Source organism: Sphingopyxis sp. L1A2A, assembly GCF_005502465.1.
Classification (GTDB): Bacteria; Pseudomonadota; Alphaproteobacteria; order Sphingomonadales; family Sphingomonadaceae; genus Sphingopyxis.
Genome location: NZ_SCOT01000003.1, coordinates 187,774 through 212,882, shown reverse-complemented (window position 1 = coordinate 212,882; position 25,109 = coordinate 187,774). Strand labels below are relative to the sequence as shown.

The window sequence follows — 25,109 nt, the reverse complement described above, 5'->3', positions numbered from 1 at the left end:
CGTCTACAATCTTGCGAAAGCCGCCGCGTCGCTACGCTCCTCGCAATAACGAGGGTTAGTTCCGTAGCCGGTCGATCGCCTGTGCCAGCGCGACGTACAGTTTGCCGATATCCGACGACAGCAGCGTAACGCTGATTGCCGACCCGTCGCGGGCGCCGATCAACAACCGCAGCATCGCCTCGAAATCGTGGATGAACTGGTTCACCGACGCATGGAAGCCATCGTCGTTCTGGTAGAGACGCAGGATTTCCTTGGCCTCGCCGCTCTCGATCAGCTTGACCGCGCGGCGCGCGAACACGCCGCGATCGCCCTTCAGATAGGCATCCCAAGCGGTGTCGCTGACTTCGCTCGACAAGATCTTGGTGACGTCGATCGCGGTCGATTTCAGCGCCTCGGTCAGCAAGCCGACCTGCTTCGCGAGCGAATCGCGGCCCGACGCAGCGATGGCCTGCTCCGCCTCGGCGACGCGCTGTTCGACGCTGGCGCTGGTGTCCATGATCGTGATCAACTGACGCATCAGGCGATCGGCGGCGCCATTTGCGGCGGCCACCGCGCGCGCCGATGCCTCTTCGATCGCGGTCAGCTGCGCCATGATTTCGTTCTTGAAGGCGGCGTCGATCGCCTCGGTCGCGGTCGCCTGCATCGCCTCGCGCGCGCCCGATACCAGTTTTTCGAGCGTCTGACGCGCTTCCTCGGCCGCCGAATCGGCGGTGGCGCGCACTTCGCCCAGCGTCGCGATCATTCGCGCCCCGCCTTGTTCGGCAAATTCGTCGGCGCCGTCGCGCAGCTTGGCCAGCGCGGCTTCGGCATCGGCCAGCGATCCATTGATGCGATCAGCCAATTGCTGCTGGCTGGTCGCGTGTCCCGCCATCTGGTCTTCGTTCGCCTTGAGCGTCGCCTGCACCGCATTGACGTGCGACATCGTCGACTGCGCCACCAGTTCGGACGCCTCCAGCATCGGGCGCAGCTGCGCCAGCGCAGTCTGCGTCGTCTTGCCGTGCAATGTCATGCGGTCGAGCGCGTGAGGCAGCGTTTCGTCGAGTTCGCGCGTCACCGCGTCGAGCGCGAGGAGCAGCGATTCGGCGTGGCTGATCAGTTGGTGCGCCGATGCGTTGCCGCTCTGCACTTCCTGCAAGAAGGCGCCGAGCTGCGCCTTGGTGTCATCGATCGCGCGGCCAATCACGCCGCTGCTGGCGCTGACGCTGACGTCGAGCACCTCAAGCTGCTGCGCAACATCCGCAACATGCGCGGTGATCCGGCTCGCCAGCGCATCGCTGGCGTCGGCGTGGGCCGACAGCTGCGCGCCCATTGCCTCGCCAGCGTCACGCGCCGCGGCAAGTTTACTATCCATCTGAGCCGCAGCACTATCGACGCCGTCGCGGAACAGGCGCCAGCTTTCGTCCATCTGACCGGTCACCGCGGTGACGGTCGATGTCATGTCGTCGCGCGCCGCGGCGCCGACACGGACCATCCGCGCGAGTGCGGCATCATGGGCGTCGCTGACCTGGGTCGAAGCCGCAAGCAGCCCCGATTCGGCTTCTTTCACCTGTTCCTGCAACGCCACGATCGCTTCCAGCATGGTCGCGGTCGATGCCTCGCCGGTCTGCGCCGCCTTTGCCGCTTCCTCGCCGAGCGCCGCCAGCTTGGCCTCCAGGCTGGCGCCCTGCTGATGCGCGACAAGCCCGGCCTCGCGGAAATTGACGGCCAGCCGCTGTGCAACATCGTCGATCCGCGGCAGGCCGGCGAGCAGCCCGTCCATCCGCTGCAACGCGACATCGCCCGATCGTGCGAGCTGGTCATGCGCATTGGCGATCACCGACGCGTTGCTGGCGAGCTTGTCGCTGCTTTCGCCCAGCCGCGTTACGGTATCGAGCCCCAGCTGCTGGACGATTTTCGCCTGTTCACCGAGCTGTTTTTGCGCGTCGGCCAGATGCAGCCCGAGCGAGTGCATCGATTGATTGAGCGCAATATTCTCTTCGCGCAGCGCGCTGGCAACGCGCGCGAAACGCGCCTGTTCGGACCGACTCGAGCGCAGCAGCGCCATCCACAAAACGGCAAGCAGGGTCAGCGGCATCGTGATCGTCGCGATGAGCGCGGACCAGTCATTCAGCGCCGGACCGCGCGTCAAACCATCGGTGGCGACCGCAAGCGCGAAGCCCGTCCAGCCGATCCCCAGCAGGATCAGCAGGACCGGGGCGACGCGGTCGCGCCATGCCGACGACGTGACCGAATCATCGGCAATTCCATCGGCGTCCGGGGCGTCGGTCAGCGACGACATGTCGAGCCAGTCCCGTTCGGCAGGTGCCTCCGCTTTGGGCGGGCGCGCGGTCTCGGGCGGCGCGGCGTCTGCCGGCGCGGCGGTGTCCGCTTCCTGAATTGTCGCGGAATCCCGCCACAATCCGACGATTTTCTTGTCCCCCGTCATCCGGCCATCTTAGCATCAAATGACCGTCTTGAAACGGAAACTTAACCACAAGCTGCCAACCCTGTGGAATGTCCTTTGATAGTGGCCCTCTTGACCGTTACCTCAGCGCCGCGATCGGCGACGATCCGGCGATCGCGATGGACCTGCGCGGCGCCTTTACCGGCGGCGCACGCGACTTGGCAGACCTGATGCGCCGTGCCCGCTGCGACGCCAATTGGGAAGTGGCGGCGCTGCGCTTGAAGGGGCTTGCCGCGACCTTCGGGATCATCCCGCTGATCGAGTTGGCCGAGCAGGCGATGGCGGGGGCACCCGGCGATCCGCTCGTGCTGCGCCAGATCAACCAGGCGATCGACGACATCGCCTGACACGGCCAAGCCTGACGCCGCCGGGGTTCAATTTCGGTTCAGCCGCTCCATTCCAAAGAAATATCGATACGGGCCGTCTTGCCTTGGCAACGCGACGGGTTTAGCCGCGTTATGAACGCGCGCCGGAACCCTGTTTGCATTGCCTGTTTTCGTTGGGCGAGCCGGCCGATTCTGAGGAGAGATTTCGATGTTGACCCGTTTCCGCTCGATGCCTGCGACGGCCATGGCCGCTGTGCTGGGCTGCGCGCTGATGACGACCGCCGCGCCCGCTGCCGCCCAGAAAAAGGAAAAGCCGAAAAAGGAAGAGGCCGCCAAGGGCAAGGGGTTGACCGCGAGCAAGGGGTTCGCGCCCGCGCTCAAGAAAATGACCGACGCCACCGCGGCAAAGGACGCCGCGACGCTGCAGGCGGCGGTGACCGAGGGGCAGGCGAGCGCGACGACCCCCGACGACAAATATCTGATCGGCTTTTATCAGCTCCAGCTTGGCATCATGAACAAGGATCAGGCGCTGCAGGGGCAGGGGCTGGACGTCATGATCGAGTCGGGCCTGACCCCGGCCGAGAATGTCGGCGTTTATAATTTCTATTCGGGCAATTTTGCCTATGGCGCCAAAAATTACGCCAAGGCGATCCAGCGTCTGGAGGCTGCGAAGGCCGCGGGTTCGACCGAAGCCGCGCTCGCTCCGATGCTGATGGACAGCTATTTGAACGGCGGCCAGATCGATCAGGGCTGGGCGATCGCCAAGGCCGGGATCGACGCCGCGCGCGCCGCCGGGACCAGGCCGTCGGAGGAACTCTATGTCCGCCCGGCGCAGGCGTTCCAAAAGGCCAGCCGCACCAACGAGATGCTCGACGTGCTGACGATGCGGGTCCAGGATTATCCGACCCCGGCGACCTGGCGCAACACGCTGTATATTCTGTTGCAGCAGGCCGGGGGTGACAAGGAACTCAACCTCGACATCCTGCGCCTGATGCGCGCGACCAATTCGATGACCCAGCGCCCCGAATATCTGGAATATGCGGGCCTCGCGACCGAAGCGGGCTTTCCTGGAGAAGTCGTTGCATTGATCAAACATGGCCAGAACAGCGGCGCGATTCCCAAGACCGACACGCATTTCGGGACGATCCTCGAATCGCAGACGCCGCGCGCAGCCTCCGATGCGGCAGCGGTGGCCGCCGATGCTGCCAAGCCGGCGACGCTGACCAACCCCAAGGCGGCGCGCGCCACCGCCGACGCGCTGGTGGGCAACGGCGAAGCCGCCAAGGCGATCCCGCTGTATCAGGCCGCACTGGCCGCCACCCCGACCGATCCTGTCGTGCAATATCGCCTGGGCGTCGCGCAGGCCCTCGCGGGACAGGGCGATGCGGCGGTCGCCAGTTTCGCCAAGGTGCAGGGCAATCGGCAGCGGCTGGCGCAGCTATGGTCGATCCGGGCCAAGGCTGGCGCGGCGCCGGCAGCGGCTCCCGCTGCGACGCCCGCCACCGGAAGCTGAGCGTTCGATAGCCATCAATAGAAAAAGGCGCCGTTCCGGATGGGAACGGCGCCTTTTTTTGCGATCGTGAAAACGCCGCGATCAGGACTCGACGGGAATCCCGGCCAGCTGCTTGGCGGTGCGAATCGTCAGCGATGTTTTCACGCTGGTGACATTGGGTGCTGACGTCAGATGCGCCGTCAGAAACGACTGGAAACTTTGCAAATCGCGCGCGACGACTTTCAACAAAAAGTCGATCTCGCCGTTGAGCATATAACATTCGCGCACTTCGGCGAGGCCGCCGACATAATCCTCGAACGCCTTCAGGTCGGATTCGGCCTGGCTGCGCAGGCTGACCATCGCAAAAACGGTGATGCCATAGCCCAGCTTCGCTGCGTCGAGATCGGCGTGATAGGATCGGATCACCCCCGATTCCTCCAGCGCCCGCACGCGGCGCAGGCACGGCGGCGCCGTCAATCCGACCATCTGGGCCAGTTCGACATTCGTCATTCGGCCATTTTTCTGTAGTTCGCCCAGTATCTGCAAATCGATCTGATCGAATTTCTGACTCGCCATCGTTGAAACATCCGCTTTCCAAAACTGCGGTGACCATAATATTATTTCAGGCGATTGCAATTGTCCCACAATGTGACGTGACCGGTTAAGGCACTTTCATGACTGCGGGATTCACGCTAGCCGGTAAGCATATGCTAACCAATGATAGAAGGTGTGGGGCTGGCTTCGCGTGACTGCTGACTCGATGATCGCGACCATCTTGCGCCAGGCGCCGGCGGATGACCGCGCCTGCATCGCGGCGTGGCGGCAACTCTCCGATATTCTGGCGCAGCGCGGCAATCAACTGGATGATGACGATATTCGTCGCAGCCTGCATGCGCTTGCGGTTTTGCGGCCGCGCATTCCTGAATCCGTGCGCCGCGATTGCGCGCGGGCGATCGCCCGGCATGGCCGGTTTGCACCGCTCGTCGCGCTTTATGCCAATGATGTGGCGGCGGTTTCGGCGATCATGCTGCGCGACGCGCGGCTGCCCGAAGCCGACTGGCTGGCGATGTTGCCGGCGACGAGCGCGATGGCGCGTTCGGTGCTCGCGGGACGGACCGACCTGCCCAGCGGCGTTTATCGCGCGCTGGCGAGCCTGGGCAGTGCGTCGATGGCGCTGCCGCAACCCGCCGCGATGACGCAGGAGACCGCGCCGGCAGAGGTCGTGCCGCTCTATGCTGCTCCCGACGCGGCGGTGGAGAACGGCACCAGCCAGATCAGCGAGCTTGTCCGGCGGATCGACAAATTCCAGTCGACCCGCGGCCAACCGGCGGCGGCGGCGCGGCTGTCCAACGCGCCGCGGGCGGCCTTTATGTTTGAAACCGGCCCCGATGGCGTGATCCAGTGGGTCGACGGGGTCACCCGCGGGGCGGTGATCGGCCTGTCGATCGCCGAAGCGGCCTTTGGCGGCGAGCCCGGCACCGACGGTGTGGCCGCGGGCGGCTTTCGTCAGCGCGCCGAGATTCTCAACGCGCGCATGATGCTCGAGGGTACGCCCGCCGACGCAGGCGAGTGGCGCTTTTCCGCCCTGCCATGGTTTGATCCGGCAACGGGGCAGTTTCGTGGCTATCGCGGCAGCGCCCGCCGCCCCAATCGCAGCGAAACACCCTATGGCCGCCCGGTCGCCGAGGATTCGGGCGATTCGATCCGCCAGTTGATCCACGAACTGCGCAGCCCGCTCAACGCCATTTCGGGCTTTGCCCAGATCGTCGCGGGACAGATGTTCGGCCCGGTCAGCCAAAGCTATCGCACGATGGCCGACACGATCGTCACCGACGCGGCATCGGTGCAAACGATCATCGACGATCTGGAAACGGCAGCGCGGAGCAACTCTGCCGCCGCCATCGACCCGCCGCCCGGCGAAGTCGTCGACATTGGCGCGGTCGTGACTCAGGTCGAAAACGACCTCGCCGCATTGCTGACCGAACAGCGCGTCGACCTCAGCATTTCGCGGGTTGGCGGCCCGTTCCTGGGCCTGGCCAACGACGCCAATGCCCGCCGCATGGTCGGCCGCCTGCTGACCGCGCTGGTCGATGTATCCGAAGCGGGGGCGATATTGGTCGGCCAGCTCGTCACCGAATCGCAGCATGACGATATGCTCCAGCTTAGGATCGTGCGCCCGGCGACGATCCGCTTTGCGACCGCCGCCGACCTGCTCGACCCCGGCTTCAGCCCCGAAGGCGAAGCGCCGGGCGCCGCGGTGCTCAGCCTGGGCTTTTCGCTGCGGCTGGTCGATAGCCTGGCGCGCACGGTGGGTGGGCGGCTCGACATTGGGCATAACGCCTTGACCTTGCATCTGCGCTCCGCCAACTCGAAGGCCGAGGTCGAGCTGGAAGCTCAGCAAGGCGAATAGGCCGGTCGGCCCGAATCGTCGTCGCGGCAAAGGGGGGGCGTGGTGCAGCCTGCGGGCAATTTCTTTGCGTATCCGGCGGCATCCGACCTGGTGGAACTCGCTACGGGCGAACGGTCGCGCTTCTGGGTTACGATCGATACCGAGGAGGATTTCGACTGGGCGGCGCCCTTTGCCCGCACCGGCTATGGCCTCGCGTCGGTCCCCGCGCTCGCTGATTGCCAGAGCTATTTTGCCCGCGCGAACGTGAAACCGATCTATCTGGTCGACTGGCCGATCGTCGCCGACGACCGCGCGGTCGCGATTCTGGGCGCGGCGCAGGCCAGCGGCGGCTGCGAAATCGGGGCGCAGCTTCACCCGTGGGTCACGCCGCCGCACAACGAGGATGTGAACGCGCGCAACAGCTATACCGGCAATCTGCCCGCGGACCTGCAGCGCGCCAAAATGACGGTGCTACGCGATGCGATCCGTGATCGGTTTGGCGTTTCGCCGACGGTGTACCGTGCCGGGCGCTATGGGCTTGGCGCCGATAGCGCGACGATGCTCGCCGAACTCGGCTTTCGCTGCGATACGTCGGTGCGCGCTGGATTCGATTATCGCGCCGGCCATGGCCCGGACTATCGCGCCGCGCCATTGCATCCCTGGTGGGTTCGCACCGACGCGGGGGCGGTGCTCGAAATGCCGGTCACGACGCTGTTCGGCGGGCTGCTCGGCGGGGCCGGACGCAAGGTTTACCACCGCATTGCCCGCAACGGCACCCACGCCGGTGCCGCGCTCGCACGGCTGGGACTGGTCGAGCGGATCGCGCTGACGCCCGAGGGGATTCCCGCCGCGCGCGCGTGCAAGGCGATCGATCTTGCCGTCGACCTGCGACTGCCGGTGCTCAACTTCTCTTTCCACTCGCCGTCGCTGCAACCCGGCAATACCCCCTATGTCCGCAGCCAGGCCGACCTTGATCGCTTCTATCGCTGGTGGGACGTGGTGCTGGACCATCTGGCGCGGCGCGGGGTCGAGCCAACGACCGCCGACGGGATATGGGCGATGGCGCAACGCCGCGCGGCTGGCTGATCGTTGATGCTTGCCAATGCGGCGCACGCTCCGCTATCGCCCGCGAACCCCGCCGGGTTTTGAACGGGGGGCCTGTAGCTCAATGGTTAGAGCTGGCCGCTCATAACGGCTAGGTTGCGGGTTCGAGTCCTGCCGGGCCCACCATTTCCCCCACCTTTTCCTTGCAAATCGAAACTGATCGCGGTCCATTGCGGTGCGAAGGAGAGGGACATGGGGAAACGGCGGATAATCCTGATGGGCGGGCTGGCGGCCCTTGCGATGGTGGCAGGAACGGTCGCGGTGCGCACCGCGACCTTTGCGCCGGCCGACATTGCCGACGGCAGCGACATTCGCCTGGCGGCGACGCCGCGCTATGATCTGGCGGCGGCGACCGCGCATCTGAGTGCTGCGGCGCAGATCCGCACCATCTCGCATCAGGATCCGACGGACAACGACGTCGCCGAATGGGACCGGCTGCACGCCTGGCTCGCCGCAACCTATCCCGCGACGCACCGCGCGATGGCGCGCACCATTTTGCCCAACCGGACGCTGATCTATCATTGGCCGGGCAGCGACGCGGCGCTGGCGCCGATCATCGTCATGGCGCATCAGGACGTCGTCCCGGTGACCGAAGGCACCGAGGGCGACTGGAAATACCCGCCCTTCGCGGGGACCGTCGCCGAACAGGCGGTGTGGGGCCGCGGTACGGTGGACGACAAGGGATCGCTCGTCGCGTTGTTCGAGGCGATCGAGGCGCTGGCGGGGCAGGGGTTTCAGCCGAAGCGCGGCATCTATCTGGTGTCCGGGCACGACGAAGAGGTCGGCGGATCGGGGGCGCTGGCCGCCGCGGCCAAGTTGAAGGCCGAGGGGGTGAAGGCGATCTTCACGCTGGATGAGGGCAGCATCGTGCTAACCGATACGCCGGTCATCGGCGGCCCCGCGATCATGATCGGGATCGCCGAGAAAGGCTATGCAACGCTGAAGGTCACCGCCAACGCCGCGGGCGGGCATAGTTCGATGCCGCCCGCCGAAACCGGCGTCGGGACGCTGGCGCGTGCGATCACCGCGATCGCCGACCAGCCCTTTGCGATCGACATTCAGGGGCCGGGTGCGGCGATGCTTGCGGCGCTGGCCGCCGAAAAGGGCGGCACGACCAAGATGGCGGTGGCCAACCAATGGCTGTTCGGCCCGATCCTGAAGCGCCAGGTGGCGGCGACACCATCGACCGCCGCGGCGTTTCGCACCACGATCGCGCCGACGATGCTGGAGGGTAGCCCGAAGGAGAATGTGCTGCCGCAGACCGCCAATGCGCTGATCAACTATCGCATCGCGCCGTGGAACCGGTCCGCCGACATCATGGCGCGCGCCAGAGACGCGGTCGGCGACCTGCCGGTCGAACTGGCATGGGTCAAGCCGCCGCGCGAACCGTCGCGCGTGTCGTCGACGAACTCGCAGGTGTGGAAGTGGATCGCCGCGGCGGCGCGCGCCGACGCGCCCGATGCGGTGCTGTCGCCGATCCTTGTCGTCGGCGGCACCGACAGCCGCAGCATGGAGCCGGTGTCACAGGATGTTTACCGGTTCATGCCGATGCATTTCTCGCTGAAGGAATCGGCGATGATCCATGGCACCAACGAACATATGAAGATCGACAGCTTCAAACGCATGATCGACTTTTACGCGCGGCTGATCGCGACTTCTGCCGGGTAATCGAGGGCGGGGCGGAATGGTGTGGGACAGTGGTCGGGGAGACAGGATTCGAACCTGCGACATCCTGCTCCCAAAGCAGGCGCGCTACCGGGCTGCGCTACTCCCCGACTACTGGTGGGCGCCTTAGACAGCGCGAGGCCGCAAGTCTATCCCACCTGAGCGCGTTTGACGAAAAAGACCGGCAAAGAAAAAGGCGGCCTTCGCGAAGGAAGACCGCCCGTTTCTCGTTTCAGTCAACGCCCCGAAGGGCTGTGACTTACTTCTTTTCTTCAGCCATTGCGTCGGCCGGAGCAGCAGCGGCATCAGCCGGAGCAGCAGCGGTCGCAGCAGCGTCGGCCGGAGCAGCAGCTTCGGCACCAGCGGCAGCAGCGTCGGCACCAGCGGCAGCGGCTTCAGCGCCAGCAGCAGCGGCATCGGCGCCTTCTTCAGCAACAGCTTCAGCAGCCGGGGCTTCCGTGGTGGCTTCTTCAGCAGCCTTTTCACCGCAAGCGGCGAGGGCGAACATGCTGGCAGCAACGGCGATAGCAGCAAATTTCTTCATGATGTGTGGGCTCCCTAAAATGCCTATCCGCGTCGGGGAAACTTTCCCGTTCCGCGAGCGGCGGGATTTAGCCGTTCCGCATGAATCGTCAACAAAAATAATTGAGATGGTCGCCCGCCTCGGAAATCTGTCATTTCCGCGCAACAATCACGGTGGTCTATCATCGCCGCCATGGGCGAGAATCGCCAACGCGGCCGCTGGAACCGTAACAGACGAGTCATGGCGAGCGCTGCAGCTTGCACCGCGGCCGCCGCGTCCGGCAAGCGCCGATTGCCCCAATGATTGCCAAGCCCGCGCCCATTCGCTAACCGGCGCCCAACTCAAAACACTCCCGGCCGCGCGCGCGGCTCAGCCCATATCCGGAGCATATTCCATGGCCGCCCAATATAGTTTCGTGATGAAGGGTCTGAACAAGACCTATCCCGGCGCGCAAAAGCCGACGCTCAAGGATTTGAGCCTGCAATTCTATCCCGATGCCAAGATCGGCATCGTCGGCCCGAACGGCACCGGCAAATCGACCCTGATGAAGATCATGGCGGGCATGGACACCGAGTTTACCGGTGAAGCCTGGGCCGGCGAGGGGATTACCGTCGGCTATCTGGCGCAGGAGCCCGAGCTCGACCCGACCAAGACGGTCAAGGAAAATGTCATGGACGGGGTGCGCGGCGTCGCCGACATGATGGACCGCTTCAACGAGATCAGCACCTTGATGGCCGATCCGCCCGCCGACGCCGATTTCGATGCGTTGATGGAGGAAATGGGGACGCTGCAGGAAAAGATCGACGCGGTCGACGGCTGGACGCTCGACAACCAGCTTGAAATCGCAATGGAGGCCTTGCGATGCCCGCCGGGCGACATGGGCGTGCAGAGCCTGTCGGGCGGCGAAAAACGCCGCATCGCGCTGACCCGCTTGCTGCTCGAAAAGCCGTCGATCCTGCTGCTCGACGAACCGACCAACCATTTGGACGCCGAAAGTGTCGCCTGGCTCGAAAAGCATCTGGTCGATTATCCGGGCAACGTCATCCTCGTCACCCACGATCGCTACTTCCTCGACAATGTCGTGAACTGGATCCTCGAACTCGATCGCGGCCGCTATTTTGTCTATGAAGGCAATTATTCGACCTATCTGGAAAAGAAGGGCAAGCGCCTCGAACAGGAATCGCGCGAGGACGCCGGTCGTCAGAAAGCGATCAAGGACGAGCTTGAGTGGATCCGGCAGTCGCCGAAAGCGCGTCAGGCCAAATCGAAAGCTCGTATCAAGAGCTTCGACCAGCTGGTCGAGGCGCAGGAAAAGCGCATCCCCGGCAAGGCGCAGATCGTCATCCAGGTGCCGCAGCGCCTGGGCGGCAAGGTGATCGAGGTCGAAAATATCTCGAAGGCCTATGGCGACAAGCTGCTCTTTGAAGACCTGTCCTTCTCGCTGCCCCCGGGCGGCATCGTCGGGGTGATCGGCCCCAATGGCGCGGGTAAGTCGACGCTGTTCAAACTGATCACCGGTCAGGAAACCCCCGACAGTGGCAAGGTCGTCATCGGCGACACCGTCCATCTGGGCTTCGTCGACCAGAGCCGCGACGATCTGAAGCCCGACAACAATGTCTGGCAGGAAATTTCGGGCGGCGCCGAGATGATGAACATCGGCAAGCACGAGATGCAGACGCGTGCTTACGTGGGCGCCTTCAACTTCAAGGGCGTCGACCAGCAGAAAAAGGTCGGTCAGCTGTCGGGCGGTGAACGCAACCGCGTCCATATGGCCAAGATGCTGAAACAGGGCGGCAATGTGCTGCTGCTCGACGAACCGACCAACGATCTCGACACCGAAACCCTCGCCGCACTCGAAGAAGCGTTGGAGAATTTCGCCGGCTGCGCGGTGGTCATCAGCCATGACCGCTTCTTCCTCGATCGCCTCGCGACGCACATCCTCGCGTTCGAGGGCGACAGCCACGTCGAATGGTTCGAGGGCAATTTCGAATCCTATGAGGAAGACAAGATCCGCCGCCTCGGCGACGATGCGACGCGCCCGCACGCGACGTCGTACAAGAAGCTGACGCGCTGACCGCAATGGGGGAGGGGCAGCCGCCAATCTCGTCGAGCGCGATTCGGCTGGATGCCGACGCGCTCAACGCGTTCATGGCCGAAGCCTTCCCCCAATCGGCGCCGGGTTCGCGGGGCACCGTCGTTTCGGCCGTGCCGGGTCATATTCAAGCCCGGATGGAACCGACCGAATTGGCTTTACGCCCCGGCGGGCTGATCTCCGGCCCGACGCAGATGGGCTTTGCCGACATGGCGGCCTACGCCCTCGTCCTCGCACATATCGGCCCTGTCGCGATGGCGGTGACGAGCGCGCTCAATTACCAGTTCCTGCGCCCCTGCCGCCCGGGGCCGTTGTTCGCAGACGCCTATATGCTGCGCCTCGGCAAGCGGCTTGCGGTTATGGATGTGCGGATATGGACCGACGATCCCGACAAGCCCGTTGGGCAGGCGAATGTAACCTACGCTATTCCTTAGTGTGAGCGTCGCCGACTGCTAACAACCCCATTGCCGTTGACAAGCGCGCTTGCCTGTCTGTCTAATATCTGCAACTTGTCTAATAGATGTGCGCAAGGGTCAAAAATGCATGTATTCTGCAATCTTGAAGATACAGGCGACGACCTACCGCCTTTGTGCGACATGACTTTCAAGATCGTCGAAAGAACTTATGATGAGCGCGCATCTACTTGGCGCTTGAGCTTTCTTGCCGATGCCACGCCATATGAACCCGTCGGCTTCGCTGTCGATATAACAGTGATCGGTTGGAAAGAGCAGATTGATGGTGATGAGGATGATGCCTTCCATAGCTTTTGGGGACCAGTGACATTGCGATCACGAGGTCACGATAGCGACAGGCTGTTGGCACTGCTGGCTGACTATTACGGGATCCCGCCATCACCAAGCAGGCGCAATGGCTGGCTGCCGAAGCCGTTACGATCTCGCGACACTCTCCTGATGAGCGGGTGGACCTTCTCTCAAAGCATCGAGTGTCTTGCAGTGGGTATCGAATCAAACCCCGCACTTATCGCTGACCAAGTAGTGCATATGAAGTTATTTTTCGACGATGGAATGGAGAATGGTCACTACGCGGAAGTTTTCTTCGATATTGATTTGCCACGGGGACTTTGTGCCTTGAATGAAAAAGATGAGGAATATCGCACGGAAGTGATCCATTGGCTGTCCATTCCCGGGCATGTGAAGGCTAATCCGCATGGATGAATGAGATCGCAGTCCGATCAATCGCGGCCGTTTAACTAGCCAAGCCAACGATGACATCACTCGATAACCGCGTGCCTGATCAGCTTGCCGCGGGCGGCACTTCCCACAACACCAACTTAGTGGCGCGAACATCCTCGCGCGCCTTCGCGGCGTCGAGGCGTTCCAGCTTGATGCTGCCTTTCAAGGCGCCCATTTCGATCATCGCGCCGATCACGACGACCCCGCCCGCGCCGACGTCGATGTCAAATTCGGCAGGATGCGCCAGCTTGGCCTTGGCGGTTGCTATATGCAGGCGATGCTGTCCCGGCTCGACGTCGGCCATCAGCATCTGGCCGGACTTGATCTGGCCTTTCGCTGTGCCGTCCAGAGTGACGTTCATGCCTTGGAGCGCGGCGACAAAGCCGCGGCGCGTCACATAGATCCGCGCCTTGCCCGCGGGCGCCTGCATCGTTCGTGCGTCGGCAATCGCCGCGGTGTCGGCTTTGGCGCCGCTCTTGTTGCTCGACAGCGCCCAGAAACAAAAGATCACGATACCGCCGATCAGCAGCACCGACAGGGTGAGCAAGGTTCCCGGTGACAGCACGCTGGCCAGCGATGGCCCCAGAAACGCGCCGACGACAGCCGCCACAAAAATCAGCGTCAGCCACATCGCATTCTTGCTCATATCGCGTCTCCTGTTCAGGCGGCGGGCGCAAACTCCCCCGTCGCTTCGTCCAATAGGTGCAGCACCCCGTCGCTGATCGCGAAAAAGGCGCCGCGCAGCCGCAGCGTGCCGCGGCGTTCCTTTTCCTGAATACAGGGAAAGGTGCGCAGGTTTGCGATGCTGACTTGAACGGCCGCCATTTCCATCGCCCGTCCTGCGTCGCGGGTGTCGATGTCGCGATGATCGCGCCGCACTTGCTCGCTGGCGTCGTCGAGCATCGCGATCCAGTCGGCGATAAAACCGCCGCGCCCTGGCTCAGCGCCCGCCATCGACCGATGCAGTGCGGCGTGGCAGCCGCCGCACAGGCCGTGACCCATCACCAGAATTTCTTCGACTTTCAGGAACTGGACCGCAAATTCGAGCGCCGCCGACACCCCGTGGCGGCCCGGCGTCGTCTCGAACGGCGGCACCAACGCCGCGACATTGCGGACGACAAAGATTTCGCCGGGATTGGTGTCGAAAATCTGCGACGGTTCGACGCGGCTGTCGGAACAGGCGATCACCATCACCTTGGGCGATTGTCCCTCGGCCAATTCGCCCCAGCGCTGCCGCTGTTGCTGCCAGCCGCCGTTACGGAAACGGCGATAGCCGTCGATCATGTCGGTAAAGTGAGTCATGGATGCGCCTTAGCATAGGTAGAGAGGTTGAGAAGAGGCGCGCGCGCGACTATGTGGGCGAAATGAACGCTCCCGCATCGCCCGAAACCACCCCCAGCCAGCGCACGCGCAAGCCCGACTGGATCCGCGTCAAGGCGCCGACCAGCCCCGGCTATGCCGAAACGCGCAAGCTGATGCGCGAGCTGAACCTCAATACGGTGTGCGAGGAAGCGGCGTGCCCGAACATCGGCGAATGCTGGACCAAGAAGCACGCGACGGTGATGATCCTGGGCGACACCTGCACCCGCGCTTGCGCTTTTTGTAACGTCAAGACCGGGATGCCGCGCGCGGTCGACCTGCTTGAGCCTGAACATACCGCGATTGCGGCGGCGAAAATGGGGCTCAGCCATATCGTCATCACCTCGGTCGATCGCGACGATCTGCCCGACGGCGGCGCCAGCCAGTTTGTGAAGGTGATCCAGGCGCTGCGCCGCGAAACCCCGCAGACGACGATCGAAATCCTGACCCCCGATTTCCGCAACAAGCCCGAAAGCGCGATCGCGGCGATCGTCGATGCGCGGCCCGACGTCTATAACCATAATCTCGAAACCGTGCCGCGGCTTTACCCGACGATCCGTCCGGGCGCGCGCTATTATGCGTCGCTGCGCCTGCTCGAAAGCGTCAAGCGCCGCGATCCTTCGATCTTTACCAAATCGGGCGTGATGCTCGGGCTGGGCGAACAGCGGATGGAGGTGCATCAGGTGATGGACGACATGCGCAGCGCCGACATCGATTTCATGACGATGGGCCAGTATCTCCAGCCGACCCCCAAACATGCCAAGGTGATCGACTTCGTGACGCCACAAGCGTTCGACGCCTACGCCCAGATCGCCCGCGCGAAGGGATTTCTGCAGGTTGCCTCGTCGCCGCTGACGCGCTCGAGCTATCACGCCGGTGACGATTTTGAGCGGATGCGCGCGGCACGCGAGGCGCAGCTGGCGCGCGCCGCTGGCTGATACCGACTTGCCCAGGCACCACGAAACCCGCGTCCTGCCGTATAGCGACGAACAGATGTTCGCGCTCGTCACCGACATCGAACGCTACCCCGAATTCCTGCCTTGGGTGATTGCGCTGCGCATCCGCAGCGACAGCGAGCATGAAGCGGTCGCCGACATGATCGTCGGCTTCAAGGGGCTCCGCGAAAGCTTCTCGTGCCGCGTCCACAAGGAGCGGCCGCGCGAGGTGATCGTCAGTTATATCGACGGCCCGATGCGCCATCTGAACAACGAATGGCATTTCACCCCGGTCGAGGGCGGCGGATGCCGCGTCGACTTCATGGTCGATTTCGCGTTCCGCAGCCGCATGTTCGAAGCCTTGGCGGGCCAAATGTTCGACAAGGCGCTGCGCAAGATGATCGCAGCGTTTGAAGCGCGCGCCGACGATCTTTACGGCGCGGGAAGGGCTATGTCCTCCGAGGGACGCAGCGCGTCCCTTTCAGGCTGAAGCAGGTCGAGCGCGAACAGTGTCGCGTGGTGGCGGATCGCGGCGCGATCTCCGCCTTCAAACTGTACCCGCTGGGTGAAATAATCGTCCGGATCCTGGCCGCGCAACGCGCGTGCAAAAACGACCAGTCCGACCGGCTTCTTTTCCGATCCGCCGCCCGGACCAGCGATGCCGGTGATCGCCACCGCAATATCGGCATCGCTGTTCGCCAGCGCGCCGGTCGCCATCGCCCAGGCGGTGGCGAGCGACACTTCGCCAAAGGTTTCGAGGATTTCGCTGCTCACATCGAGCTGGCTTTGCTTGGCATGGCCCGAATAGGTGATGAAGCCAGCCGAGAATACGTCGGAACTGCCCGCAATGTCGGTCAGCGCGGCGCTGACCATGCCGCCGGTGCAGCTTTCGGCGACCGCGATCTTGCGACCCGCGGCGCGGTTGTTGGCAAGCACGCTCGTCGCAAGCTCGTCGCGCACTAAAAGGCGCGATTCATCGTCAGGCAGCACGGCGTCAATTCTCCGGAAGTTGCAGGGTCGCGACGGCTTGGGCAGCGATCCCCTCGCGGCGGCCGGTGAACCCCAGCCGCTCGGTCGTTGTGGCCTTCACACTAACCCGTTCGAGCGGAATCGCAAGGATTTCGGCAATCCGCGCGCGCATAGCGGCACGGTGCGGGCCGATTTTCGGCGCCTCGGCGATAATTGTCAGGTCGACATGGCCGATGTGTCCGCCGCGCGCCGTCACGCGGGTTGCGGCAAAATCCAGAAAACGATGCGACGCCGCCCCGCGCCATTGCGGGTCGCTGGGCGGAAAATGATCGCCGATATCGCCGTCGCCCAGCGCCCCGAGGATCGCATCGGTGAGCGCGTGAAGCCCGACATCAGCATCACTATGGCCTTCAAGTCCATGACTATGCGCGATTTCAATGCCGCCGATCCACAGCGGCTTGTCGGCGACAAGGCGGTGGACGTCATACCCCATGCCGACTGCGGTTCGTGTCATCGCCTCAATCCCCAACAGCCCCGACAGGATCGCCATATCCTCGGCATAAGTCAGTTTGTGGAGCCGCGCTTCGCCTGCTACCGCCGCCACCGCGAGGCCGAGCCGCCGTACCAGCTGCGCGTCGTCGGTCGCTGCCGCCTCGACCGCCGCGGCATGAGCGCGGCGCAAAGTCCCAAGGCGGAACGCCTGCGGGGTCTGGACCCGCGCCAGCGCGCTCCGGTCGATGACATCGCCCGCGCTGCCGCCGGCCTGTTCGACCAGCGTATCGGGAACGGGGAGGGTGGGGATCACCGCTTCGGCCACGCCCAGTGCGGCAAGTAGGCGGTCGATGACCGCGGCGGTCACCCCGGGCCGCGCGGCATCGTGCACCAGCAGCGGAGTCTCGTCCTCGCGGTCAGCCAGCGCGGCGAGCGCATTGGCCACCGACTGTTGGCGTTCTTCCCCGGGATTGGCGGAAATCCAGCCCTCCGGTAACGTGCCGAGCGCCGCCATGACGTCATCATTGGCCACCAGCACGCCGCCGCCAATCGCCGGATGGGCGCAAAAGGCATCGAGGCTCCAGCGCAGCACCGGCTTGCGGCCAAGCGTCGCTAGCTGCTTGGGTACGGCGAAACCGGCCCGGCTGCCCTGACCGCCAGCGAGCAATATGACCATCGCGCGCGGCGTGGTGGAGGGAGCGGACTCGGTCATGATGCGGGCCGGGTAGCGCAGCCGCGGCTTGCGGGAAAGCGGCTTAGCGTGTACGGGCTGCTCAAATTTTAGGCAATCAGACGAAAGTTCTCGCCATGGCGCCGCTGCGGCCCATCCAGATCGGCAACATCACCATCGCGGATCCCGTGATCCTGGCGCCGATGACGGGCGTCACCGATATGCCGTTCCGCACCCTGGTACGCCGCTATGGTTCGGGGCTCAACGTCACCGAGATGATCGCCAGCCAGGCGGCGATCCGCGAAACCCGCCAGTCGATCCAGAAAGCGGCGTGGCACCCGGTCGAGGAGCCGGTGTCGATGCAGCTCGTCGGTTGCACCCCCTATGAAATGGGTGAGGCGGCGAAGCTCAACGAAGATCGCGGCGCCGCGATCATCGACATCAATATGGGCTGCCCGGTGCGCAAGGTGACGAGCGGCGACGCGGGCTCGGCGCTGATGCGCGACTTGAAGCTCGCCGCAGCGCTGATCGAGTCCTGCGTCAAGGCGGTGTCGGTGCCGGTGACGGTCAAGATGCGGATGGGCTGGTGCCACGACAGCCTGAACGCCCCCGAACTGGCGCATATCGCCGAGGATCTGGGCGCTAAGCTGGTGACCGTCCACGGCCGCACGCGAAATCAGATGTACCGCGGTGAGGCCGACTGGAGCTTCATTCGCTCGGTCAAGGATGCGGTCTCAATCCCGGTGATCGCCAATGGCGACATTTGTTCCGCCGACGACGCGCGCACCGCGCTGGCGCAGAGCGGTGCCGATGGCGTCATGATCGGCCGCGGCGCCTATGGTCGCCCGTGGCTGCTGGGGCAGGTGATGGCGGCGCTACGTGGCGAGGCAGAACGCCCCGATCCCGGCATCGACGAACAATATGACGTCATTACATCGCATTATCGGGCAATGATCGACCATTATGGCGAAATCACCGGGGTCAACATGGCGCGCAAGCACCTTGGCTGGTACGTCAAGGGGCTGCATGGATCGGCCGAGTTCCGTAACATGGTCAACCAGATCCCCAGCAGCCGCGACGTGCTCGACGCCCTCGAACGCTTTTACACCCCGTTTCTGACCAGGGCTGCGGCGTGAGCGCGCTCACGTCGAGCATCCCGACCTTTGACCATGACGAGCTGATCCACTCGCACCCCGTCCCGACGCTGTTGATCGACAAGGCCGCGGTGGTGCTGTTCGTCAACGCCGCCGCCGAGCAGATGTGCAATATGAGCCGGTCGGCGATGATCGGGCGCGTCGTCTATGACGTGATCGACATGGATCGCAGCTATCGCCAGCGGATGAGCGACGCCGCGACGGCGGCCTTGTTCGCGCATCGCGCCGAAATTTCGGTCGGCGGCCGCAAGGCGATTTTTGTCGATATGCAGATGGTGCCTTATGGCCAAAACGGCCACCGCATCCTGGCGCTGGTCCCGGCACAGAGCGACGCCGAGCTGATGGGCGGCGCGATCGGGCGATCGGGGCGCGCCGCGGGCGGCGCTGCATCGATGCTGGCGCACGAGATCAAGAACCCGCTCGCGGGGATCAAGGGCGCGGCGCAATTGCTGGCGCGCAAGACCGACGCCAGCGGCGAACGCTTCACGACGCTGATCTGCGCCGAGGTCGACCGGATCGCGACGCTGATCGACCAGATGGAGCATTTCTCCCGCGGCCAGCCGATCGCCTGCGGCCCGATCAACCTGTATCAGCCGATCCATCAGGCGATGGAAACCGCGCGCGCGCGCCAGTTTCCCGGGGTGCGCTTTGCCGAGGATTTCGACCCGTCGCTGCCGCTGGTACACGGCAACCATGACGCCATGGTGCAGATTTTGCTCAACCTCGTCACCAATGGCTGCGAGGCACTGGGCGGCCGCGACGATGGCGTGGTACGGCTCGCCACCGCTTATCGCCACGGCCTGTCGATCGACAATGGCGACGGGTGCGGGCGTATTGCGCTGCCGATTGAGGTCAGCGTCAGCGACAATGGCCCGGGCGTCCCCGCCGACATTCGCGGCGACCTGTTTGATCCGTTCGTGACCACCAAGCGCGAGGGGCGGGGCCTCGGCCTCGCGCTCGTCGCCAAGCTGGCGCGCGACATGGGCGGCACCGTCCAGCATATGCGCGACGGCGAATGGACGCGCTTTCGCGTCCATCTGCCGGTCGCGCAAAAGGGACACGCCGCATGAGCAATCGCAAGACGATCCTGCTGGTCGAGGATGATCCCGCGATCGCGATGATCATCCGCGAGACGCTGGTCGGCGAATGTGGCCATTTCGCATCGGTCGCCAGCATCGCCGAACGCAACGCCTGGCTGGCCGACAACCGCCCCGACCTTGTCATCACCGACGTCGTCCTGCCCGACGGCGACGGCATCGATTCGTTACGCATAGGCGCCGATACGCCGGTGATCGTGCTCTCGGCGCAGAATACGCTCGATACCGCGGTGCGCGCGACGGGGATCGGAAGCTATGACTATCTGCCCAAGCCCTTCGATCTCGACGAACTGACCGCCAGCGTCCGTGCGGCCTTGCAGCGCCGGGCCGAGCCGGCGGCAGGCACGGACCCGGCGCATGCGGACAGCCACGGGCTGGTCGGCCGCGCGCCCGCGATGCAGGCGGTTTACCGCACGATCGCGCGCCTCGCGTCGAACGATCTCGCGGTGCTGATCCTGGGCGAATCGGGGACCGGCAAGGAAGTCGTCGCCCGCGCGATCCACGCCACAGGGCTGCGCCGGGCCGGGCCGTTCGTCGCGATCAACATGGCGGCGATCCCGCGCGAGCTGATCGAAGCCGAGCTGTTCGGGCACGAAAAGGGCGCATTCACCGGCGCCCACAGCCGCAATGCGGGGCGGTTCGAGCAGGCAGCAGGCGGCACCTTGTTCCTCGACGAGATCGGCGACATGCCGCTAGAGGCGCAGACGCGGCTGCTGCGTGTCTTGCAGAGCAACGAATATTCGACCGTCGGCGGCAATCAGGCGCTGCGCGCCGATGTCCGCGTCATTGCTGCGACGCACCGCGACATGCGGACTTTGGTCGCCGATGGCCGGTTCCGCGAGGATCTGTTCTATCGGCTCAACGTGATTCCGGTGACGCTCCCGCCGCTACGCGACCGGCGCAGCGATATCGCCGCGCTCGTTCGCCATTTTGTCGACGCAGGGCGCAGTTCGGGATTGCCCGACCGCCAGTTCGCGCCCGCCGCGATGCAGTGGCTCGAACGCTATGACTGGCCCGGCAACGTCCGCGAGCTGGGCAATGTCGTCCAGCGGCTGGCGGTGCTGTCGCGCGACACCGTCGTCACCGTGCGCGATGTCGAAACCGTGCTGCACGAAAATGGCGAGGGCGGCGGCGCGGCGGCGCCCGCCGATCTGATTGCCCGTGCGGTCGACGATTGGGCGCGCGAGCAGATGGCGAGCGGGGCAGGCGATGGCGACCTGTACAGCCAGGTCGAGGCGATCGTCGAGGCCGCCCTGTTCCGCCGCATCCTGCGCGATGTGCGCGGCAACCAGCTGGAGGCAGCACGGCGGCTCGGGATCAACCGCAACACGCTGCGCAAGCGCTTGGGGCAACTCGACATCGATCCCAGCCAACTGTGAGCTGCACGAACTAGCGCATAATCGCGACATTCGAGCGCCGCGAGCGACGTTTGTGTGTTTTCTATGCAACAGGTTTGTCGTAGCATAGCAACAATGGCGCATGCGGCTCCCCTGACTCACGACATCGATTCCGCCGATCAGGACGCGCGCTCGGGCTTCTGGCGCTTCGCCGCGCCCGAATATTACACGCTGGCGCTGATCATCAGCATCGGCGTCGCCACTTATGTCTTTGTTACCGGTGACGCGCAGAGCGAGCGGCTGCTGACCCCGGCGCTGGTCGCCGCGATCATGGTCGCCAATCTCGTCCCCGCGATGGCGCTGATCGTGCTGGTCGGCAGCCGCGTGGCGCGCGCTCGCGCCGTGCGGTCCATGGAGGGCGGCAATGGGCGGCTCCACGTCCGGCTCGTTGCACTATTCTCGCTGATCGCTGCGGCGCCGACGTTGCTTGTAGTGATCTTTGCGTCGCTGCTGTTCCAATTTGGTGTCGATTTCTGGTTCTCGGACCGATCGCGCGGCATGTTTGAAAATGCGGCCAACCTTGCTGAGGGCTATTACCAGGAAAATCAACGCAATGTCGGCGACAACACTGTGGCGATGGCAACCGATCTTGGCGGTTTCCTTGACCGTGTGTCGATCAACGATCCGGCTTTTTCCAATTATTTTTTTCAACAGGTCGTTGTCCGCAGCTTGAATGAATCAGCGATCATCGAGATTGGCGCTGATGGCGTCGCGCGCACCGCTGCAGCGCTGGATCCCGATGCGCGCTCGGTCGAGAACCGTCTTTCCCCCGCTATGGTTGATCGGCTCGATAAGGGGGAAAAGGTCGTCGTCGTCCGCGAAGCGGACCGTATCGAGGCGGCCACGCGGTTGCCCGGCGCCACGCGAGCCTATGTCTATGCGTCGCGCGACTTCAATGTCCCCGGTTTTCAGCAATCGATCCGTGCCGGTACTGTCTTGGCGGATTACAATGCCCTATTCCAGCGCTCTCAGTTGTTGCAGCTGCAATTCAACGGCGCGCTTTACCTTGGTTCGCTGCTGCTCCTTGCGCTTGCCGTGATCGCCGCAATCGTGGTTGCCGACCGCATCGTCCGTCCGCTCGGCACGCTGATCGGCGCGACGCGCACTGCCGCGGGTGGCGATCTGTCGGTGCGCGTTACGCCGCCGGCGCGCGACGACGAGATTTCGGTGCTGACCCGCGCATTCAACCGGATGACCGAGCAGTTGCAAGGACAGACCGGGGCGCTGGTGAGCGTCAACGAACAGCTCGAAGCGCGGCGCAGCTTTATCGAGGCGGTGCTCAGCGGCGTATCGTCGGCGGTGATCTCGGTCGATGCCGATCACCGCATCCTGCTCGCCAACGCTGCGGCCGAAAGCCTGATCTGCCAGTCGACCGATTGCCTTACCGGACGGCCGTTGGTCGAAGTCGCCCCCGAGCTGGCGCGGTTGCTGACCAGTGACGAGCATGAAGCGATCGTCCAGTTGGCCCGCGCCAATGCAGAACCCGCCACGCTCGCCGCCAAGGCGGTCGCGCAGGGTGAGGGTTTTGTCCTGAGTTTCGAGGATATCACCCAGCAATTGCTCGACCAGCGGCGCGCCGCCTGGTCCGACGTCGCGCGGCGCATCGCGCACGAGATCAAGAATCCGCTGACCCCGATCCAGCTCGCCGCCGAGCGGCTCCAGCGCCGGTTCGGCGACAAGATCGAGGGCGACAGCGCCACCTTTAAAAAGCTGACCGATACGGTGATCCGCCAAGTTCACGACATGCGGCGGATGGTCGACGAGTTTTCCAGCTTTGCCCGCATGCCCAAACCGACTTTCGGGGTCGAAGATGTCCGCGACATTCTGAGGCAGGCGGTGTTCCTGTTCGAGGTTGCCAAACCCGAGATTGTCTTCGCAGTGAAAACCCCGGACGAGATCGAGCCGCTCGTTTGCGATCGCCTTTTGCTGTCACAGGCCATGACGAACATCGTCAAAAATGCCGTGGAAGCCATTGAAGAAAAATCGAAAAATGCGGGAGCGATCCCCGTCGGTCATATCGACGCCGAATTGGTGATGGGGCTGCGCGGCGAGATGGTGATCCGGATTGCGGACGATGGCATCGGACTTCCGCAGGCGCGCGAGGCGATCGCCGAGCCCTACATGACAACGCGGCAGGGCGGCACCGGCCTGGGCCTCGCGATCGTCAAAAAGATCGTCGAGCAGCATTATGGTGAGCTGGAATTTTCGGACAATCCGGCGGGGCAGGGGACGGCCGTCACGCTGACGCTGCACCCCGACCGCCTGCGCGCACTGGCCGGAACGAGCGAAGAAATAAGCATGGGACAAGCGGAATCGGTTCCGGGGCGGATCCGCAACCGACAGGACAGAGAAGAACATGGCGCTTGATATTCTGATCGTCGATGACGAGCGCGACATTTGCGAACTCGTGGCCGGCGTCATGGAAGACGAAGGTTATGAGGCACGCACCGCCTCTGACAGCGATTCGGCGCTCGAGGCGATCCGCCAGCGGCGCCCGTCGCTCGCGCTGATCGACGTCTGGCTCCAGGGCTCGCGGCTCGACGGGCTGGGGCTGGTCGAAGCGATCAAGGCGTTCGACCCGACGCTGCCGATCATCGTCATTTCGGGGCATGGCGGGCTCGACACCGCGGTCGCGGCGATCCGCCGCGGCGCGTTCGATTTCATCGAAAAGCCCTTCGAGGCCTCGCGGTTGCTGCATCTGGTGGCGCGCGCGACCGAGAATGAGCGGCTGAAGTTCGAATATGAGCAACTGCGCGAAAAGGCGGGGCCATCGGATGAACTCACCGGCACCAGTGCCGCGATCAACAATGTGCGCGCCACGCTGAAACGCGTCGCGGGGACAGGAAGCCGCGTCCTGATCACCGGGGCGCCCGGCGTCGGCAAAGAAGTCGCGGCGCGCGTGCTGCACGGGTGGAGCGGGCGGCACAATGCGCCGTTCCGGGTGATCTCGTCGGCGCGCATGGACCCCGAAACGGTCGAGACCGAGTTGTTCGGAGCCGAAACCGACGACGGGTCGATCCGCGTCGGGTTGCTCGAACAGGCGCATGGGGGCACCCTGTTTCTCGATGAGGTCGCCGACATGCCGCTGACGACGCAGGGCAAGATCCTGCGCGTGCTGACCGACCAGAGCTTTACGCGGGTTGGTGGCCGCACGATGATCCGGGTCGATGTGCGGATCATTTCAGGATCGGCGCGCGACCTGATGACCGAAATCGCCGAGAGCCGCTTTCGCGAGGACCTTTATTATCGGCTCAATGTCGTCCCGGTGCATATCCCGCCGCTGCGCGAGCGGCGCGACGACATCGCCAGCCTGTGCGATCATTATATCCGCCGCTATGCCGCCGATCGCCGGGTGCCGCCGCCCGAGATCAGTTCGGAGGCGATGGCGGCGCTGCAGGCACATGAATGGCCGGGCAATGTCCGTGAGTTGCGTAACGTTGTCGAGCGGGTGATGATCTTGGCGCCAAGCGACCGGCTGGCGCGGATCGACGCCGATATGCTACCCGGTGAACTGGTGCGCGGCGGCACCGATATCTTGCCTAATTCGGAATCGATCACCGCGATCCCGCTGAAAGAAGCACGCGAGAATTTCGAACGCGAGTATCTGCGGATCCAGATCAACCGCTTTTCGGGCAATATTTCGCGCACCGCGACTTTTATCGGCATGGAACGCTCGGCCTTGCATCGAAAACTGAAACTTTTGGGGCTTACCGAGAGTTCGGAGGGCGAGGGGTAAAGGCTTTGCGCTAGACCTTGCGTATGCTTTGCCGCATATTGTTGGACAGAAGAAGGTCTTGAAAGCCGGAAAA

22 protein-coding genes and 2 tRNA genes are annotated in these 25,109 nt (G+C 64.1%); 16 read left to right on the top strand and 8 right to left on the bottom strand.

The features are described from left to right. Window positions 1-55 precede the first annotated feature (55 nt). Window positions 56-2,425 (bottom strand): hypothetical protein, encoded by a 2,370-nt coding sequence (locus FFS68_RS03630; RefSeq protein ID WP_137751940.1) that lies wholly within the window; start codon window positions 2,423-2,425, stop codon window positions 56-58. Window positions 2,426-2,493: 68 nt separating this feature from the next. On the opposite strand from FFS68_RS03630, the gene FFS68_RS03625 reads away from it, so the two are divergent. After that, complete coding sequence (locus tag FFS68_RS03625) at window positions 2,494-2,790, top strand: Hpt domain-containing protein (RefSeq protein ID WP_137751939.1); 297 nt, start codon at window positions 2,494-2,496, stop codon at window positions 2,788-2,790. A gap of 187 nt (window positions 2,791-2,977) precedes the next feature. After that, window positions 2,978-4,282, top strand: a complete 1,305-nt coding sequence (locus tag FFS68_RS03620) for a tetratricopeptide repeat protein (RefSeq protein WP_137751938.1) — start codon at window positions 2,978-2,980, stop codon at window positions 4,280-4,282. 81 nt (window positions 4,283-4,363) lie between these two features. Here the strand turns inward: FFS68_RS03620 and FFS68_RS03615 are convergent, their stop codons facing one another. Then, entirely contained in the window at window positions 4,364-4,837 is a 474-nt protein-coding gene (locus FFS68_RS03615; RefSeq protein WP_037558177.1) for an Lrp/AsnC family transcriptional regulator, read from the bottom strand. A gap of 184 nt (window positions 4,838-5,021) precedes the next feature. Here FFS68_RS03615 and FFS68_RS03610 point away from each other — a divergent pair, with 184 nt between their 5' ends. From FFS68_RS03610 to FFS68_RS03595, 4 genes are all read left to right on the top strand, one after another. Continuing rightward, on the top strand, window positions 5,022-6,671 hold the full coding sequence (locus FFS68_RS03610) for a histidine kinase dimerization/phospho-acceptor domain-containing protein (RefSeq protein ID WP_137751977.1): 1,650 nt from the start codon (window positions 5,022-5,024) through the stop codon (window positions 6,669-6,671). A 39-nt stretch (window positions 6,672-6,710) separates the two neighbouring features. Beyond that, window positions 6,711-7,736: a polysaccharide deacetylase family protein gene (locus FFS68_RS03605; protein ID WP_249340005.1), complete on the top strand. Its 1,026-nt coding sequence runs from the start codon at window positions 6,711-6,713 to the stop codon at window positions 7,734-7,736. A 68-nt stretch (window positions 7,737-7,804) separates the two neighbouring features. Then, window positions 7,805-7,880, top strand: a tRNA-Ile gene (locus FFS68_RS03600). A gap of 66 nt (window positions 7,881-7,946) precedes the next feature. Further along, complete coding sequence (locus FFS68_RS03595) at window positions 7,947-9,422, top strand: M20 family peptidase (protein WP_137751937.1); 1,476 nt, start codon at window positions 7,947-7,949, stop codon at window positions 9,420-9,422. A 30-nt stretch (window positions 9,423-9,452) separates the two neighbouring features. Here the strand turns inward: FFS68_RS03595 and FFS68_RS03590 are convergent. Both FFS68_RS03590 and FFS68_RS03585 read right to left on the bottom strand, forming a co-directional pair. Continuing rightward, window positions 9,453-9,529 (bottom strand) — tRNA-Pro (locus FFS68_RS03590). A gap of 149 nt (window positions 9,530-9,678) precedes the next feature. Continuing rightward, the gene (locus FFS68_RS03585; RefSeq protein WP_137751936.1) at window positions 9,679-9,963 is read right to left on the bottom strand and encodes a hypothetical protein; all 285 of its coding nucleotides are present in this window, start codon (window positions 9,961-9,963) and stop codon (window positions 9,679-9,681) included. A 373-nt stretch (window positions 9,964-10,336) separates the two neighbouring features. On the opposite strand from FFS68_RS03585, the gene ettA reads away from it, so the two are divergent. From ettA to FFS68_RS03570, 3 genes are all read left to right on the top strand, one after another. Beyond that, window positions 10,337-12,016, top strand: coding sequence for an energy-dependent translational throttle protein EttA (ettA, locus tag FFS68_RS03580; RefSeq protein ID WP_137751935.1), 1,680 nt, complete (start codon window positions 10,337-10,339; stop codon window positions 12,014-12,016). A gap of 5 nt (window positions 12,017-12,021) precedes the next feature. Continuing rightward, the gene (locus tag FFS68_RS03575) at window positions 12,022-12,468 is read left to right on the top strand and encodes a PaaI family thioesterase (RefSeq protein ID WP_137751934.1); all 447 of its coding nucleotides are present in this window, start codon (window positions 12,022-12,024) and stop codon (window positions 12,466-12,468) included. A 105-nt stretch (window positions 12,469-12,573) separates the two neighbouring features. Beyond that, a complete protein-coding gene (locus tag FFS68_RS03570) occupies window positions 12,574-13,209 on the top strand; it encodes a hypothetical protein (RefSeq protein WP_137751933.1) in 636 nt (211 codons plus the stop codon). Between the two features lie 79 nt (window positions 13,210-13,288). On the opposite strand, the gene FFS68_RS03565 is transcribed toward FFS68_RS03570, so the two are convergent. Then, window positions 13,289-13,873: a DUF2846 domain-containing protein gene (locus FFS68_RS03565; RefSeq protein ID WP_137751932.1), complete on the bottom strand. Its 585-nt coding sequence runs from the start codon at window positions 13,871-13,873 to the stop codon at window positions 13,289-13,291. Window positions 13,874-13,887: 14 nt separating this feature from the next. After that, window positions 13,888-14,529, bottom strand: a complete 642-nt coding sequence (locus FFS68_RS03560; RefSeq protein ID WP_137751931.1) for a carbonic anhydrase — start codon at window positions 14,527-14,529, stop codon at window positions 13,888-13,890. Between the two features lie 62 nt (window positions 14,530-14,591). Between FFS68_RS03560 and lipA the strand changes: the two genes are divergently transcribed. Both lipA and FFS68_RS03550 read left to right on the top strand, forming a co-directional pair. After that, entirely contained in the window at window positions 14,592-15,524 is a 933-nt protein-coding gene (gene lipA, locus FFS68_RS03555) for a lipoyl synthase (protein ID WP_249340004.1), read from the top strand. A 7-nt stretch (window positions 15,525-15,531) separates the two neighbouring features. Then, on the top strand, window positions 15,532-16,011 hold the full coding sequence (locus FFS68_RS03550; protein ID WP_137751929.1) for a type II toxin-antitoxin system RatA family toxin: 480 nt from the start codon (window positions 15,532-15,534) through the stop codon (window positions 16,009-16,011). On the opposite strand, the gene FFS68_RS03545 is transcribed toward FFS68_RS03550, so the two are convergent. Together FFS68_RS03545 and FFS68_RS03540 are read right to left on the bottom strand one after the other, a co-directional pair. Next, on the bottom strand, window positions 15,954-16,481 hold the full coding sequence (locus FFS68_RS03545; protein WP_249340003.1) for a CinA family protein: 528 nt from the start codon (window positions 16,479-16,481) through the stop codon (window positions 15,954-15,956). The genes FFS68_RS03550 and FFS68_RS03545 overlap by 58 nt on opposite strands. A gap of 34 nt (window positions 16,482-16,515) precedes the next feature. After that, complete coding sequence (locus tag FFS68_RS03540) at window positions 16,516-17,694, bottom strand: bifunctional 2-C-methyl-D-erythritol 4-phosphate cytidylyltransferase/2-C-methyl-D-erythritol 2,4-cyclodiphosphate synthase (protein ID WP_137751927.1); 1,179 nt, start codon at window positions 17,692-17,694, stop codon at window positions 16,516-16,518. 95 nt (window positions 17,695-17,789) lie between these two features. Between FFS68_RS03540 and dusB the strand changes: the two genes are divergently transcribed. The 5 genes from dusB to FFS68_RS03515 all read left to right on the top strand — a co-directional run bounded on the left by dusB (window position 17,790) and on the right by FFS68_RS03515 (window position 25,036). Next, window positions 17,790-18,788 (top strand): tRNA dihydrouridine synthase DusB, encoded by a 999-nt coding sequence (dusB, locus tag FFS68_RS03535; protein ID WP_137751926.1) that lies wholly within the window; start codon window positions 17,790-17,792, stop codon window positions 18,786-18,788. Beyond that, window positions 18,785-19,876, top strand: coding sequence for an ATP-binding protein (locus tag FFS68_RS03530; RefSeq protein WP_137751925.1), 1,092 nt, complete (start codon window positions 18,785-18,787; stop codon window positions 19,874-19,876). The genes dusB and FFS68_RS03530 overlap by 4 nt, the downstream gene beginning before the upstream one ends. After that, on the top strand, window positions 19,873-21,282 hold the full coding sequence (locus tag FFS68_RS03525; RefSeq protein WP_137751924.1) for a sigma-54 dependent transcriptional regulator: 1,410 nt from the start codon (window positions 19,873-19,875) through the stop codon (window positions 21,280-21,282). Before FFS68_RS03530 ends, FFS68_RS03525 begins: the two co-directional genes overlap by 4 nt. Window positions 21,283-21,375: 93 nt before the next feature. Beyond that, a complete protein-coding gene (locus FFS68_RS03520) occupies window positions 21,376-23,667 on the top strand; it encodes an ATP-binding protein (protein ID WP_249340002.1) in 2,292 nt (763 codons plus the stop codon). Then, window positions 23,657-25,036: a sigma-54 dependent transcriptional regulator gene (locus FFS68_RS03515; RefSeq protein WP_137751922.1), complete on the top strand. Its 1,380-nt coding sequence runs from the start codon at window positions 23,657-23,659 to the stop codon at window positions 25,034-25,036. Before FFS68_RS03520 ends, FFS68_RS03515 begins: the two co-directional genes overlap by 11 nt. The last annotated feature ends 73 nt before the right edge of the window (window positions 25,037-25,109 follow it).

Coding starts and splice junctions, on each gene's coding strand:
- FFS68_RS03630 (WP_137751940.1), bottom strand. CDS start 2,425: ATGACGGGGGACAAGAAAATCGTCGGATTGTGGCGGGATTCCGCGACA.
- FFS68_RS03625 (WP_137751939.1), top strand. CDS start 2,494: ATGTCCTTTGATAGTGGCCCTCTTGACCGTTACCTCAGCGCCGCGATC.
- FFS68_RS03620 (WP_137751938.1), top strand. CDS start 2,978: ATGTTGACCCGTTTCCGCTCGATGCCTGCGACGGCCATGGCCGCTGTG.
- FFS68_RS03615 (WP_037558177.1), bottom strand. CDS start 4,837: ATGGCGAGTCAGAAATTCGATCAGATCGATTTGCAGATACTGGGCGAA.
- FFS68_RS03610 (WP_137751977.1), top strand. CDS start 5,022: ATGATCGCGACCATCTTGCGCCAGGCGCCGGCGGATGACCGCGCCTGC.
- FFS68_RS03595 (WP_137751937.1), top strand. CDS start 7,947: ATGGGGAAACGGCGGATAATCCTGATGGGCGGGCTGGCGGCCCTTGCG.
- FFS68_RS03585 (WP_137751936.1), bottom strand. CDS start 9,963: ATGAAGAAATTTGCTGCTATCGCCGTTGCTGCCAGCATGTTCGCCCTC.
- ettA (WP_137751935.1), top strand. CDS start 10,337: ATGGCCGCCCAATATAGTTTCGTGATGAAGGGTCTGAACAAGACCTAT.
- FFS68_RS03575 (WP_137751934.1), top strand. CDS start 12,022: ATGGGGGAGGGGCAGCCGCCAATCTCGTCGAGCGCGATTCGGCTGGAT.
- FFS68_RS03570 (WP_137751933.1), top strand. CDS start 12,574: ATGCATGTATTCTGCAATCTTGAAGATACAGGCGACGACCTACCGCCT.
- FFS68_RS03565 (WP_137751932.1), bottom strand. CDS start 13,873: ATGAGCAAGAATGCGATGTGGCTGACGCTGATTTTTGTGGCGGCTGTC.
- FFS68_RS03560 (WP_137751931.1), bottom strand. CDS start 14,529: ATGACTCACTTTACCGACATGATCGACGGCTATCGCCGTTTCCGTAAC.
- lipA (WP_249340004.1), top strand. CDS start 14,592: ATGAACGCTCCCGCATCGCCCGAAACCACCCCCAGCCAGCGCACGCGC.
- FFS68_RS03540 (WP_137751927.1), bottom strand. CDS start 17,694: ATGACCGAGTCCGCTCCCTCCACCACGCCGCGCGCGATGGTCATATTG.
- dusB (WP_137751926.1), top strand. CDS start 17,790: ATGGCGCCGCTGCGGCCCATCCAGATCGGCAACATCACCATCGCGGAT.
- FFS68_RS03525 (WP_137751924.1), top strand. CDS start 19,873: ATGAGCAATCGCAAGACGATCCTGCTGGTCGAGGATGATCCCGCGATC.
- FFS68_RS03520 (WP_249340002.1), top strand. CDS start 21,376: ATGGCGCATGCGGCTCCCCTGACTCACGACATCGATTCCGCCGATCAG.
- FFS68_RS03515 (WP_137751922.1), top strand. CDS start 23,657: ATGGCGCTTGATATTCTGATCGTCGATGACGAGCGCGACATTTGCGAA.